1 protein-coding gene is annotated in these 686 nt (G+C 65.0%); it reads left to right on the top strand.

The genetic code is table 11. From position 1 onward, the window contains the following. On the top strand, nucleotides 1-686 hold a 686-nt coding region (locus tag E4P41_RS21785; protein WP_135143265.1), incomplete at both ends, for a cyclase family protein.

Here is a 686-nt window from a genome sequence, read left to right as displayed (position 1 = left end):
GGCTGGGTGGGGTATCCGGGCGGGAAGATGTACTACACCCAGAACCTGCAGACCAACCAGATCGTCTCCCAGGCGATCGAGACGTCGCTGCACTCGGGCACGCACCTGGACGGTCCGCTGCACGGTACCGACGGCGGGTTGGACATGGCCTCGCTGCCGCTGACCAAGCTGATCCACGAGGGCGCCGTCGTCGACGTCTCCGGTCAGGTCGGCGACTGGGACATCATCAAGCCCGAGCACATCACCTCGCAGGTGGAGGTGAAGAAGGGCGACATCCTGATCATCCACACCGGCTTCCACAAGTACTACCAGGGGCAGCCGCAGCAGGATCTGGTCCGCTACTTCACGATGCACCCCGGCGGCGGGGTGGAGCTGGCCGAGTGGATGGCGGACATGGAGATCCGCTGGTGGGGGATCGACGCCGGCTCCGGTGACCACCCGATGAACACCACGATCCGCACCATGCGCCCGGACCTGCTCAAGAAGTTCGAGGACCACGTGGGCATGCCGTACCTGAAGTTCTTCGGCGGGGAGTACGAGTACACCCACCACCTGTCCGGGCGGAAGATCACCAGCGACATCTTCCCGATGCACCACCTGGCCTTCCAGGACGGCTGCATCCACGCGGAGAACGTCGGCGGCGACATCGACCAGGTGCTCAACCAGCGCTGCGTGATCGGCGCGTT

It is taken from the genome of Geodermatophilus sp. DF01-2, assembly GCF_004571065.1.
Classification (GTDB): Bacteria; Actinomycetota; Actinomycetes; order Mycobacteriales; family Geodermatophilaceae; genus Geodermatophilus.
This window is presented reverse-complemented; position numbering and strand designations above follow the sequence as displayed.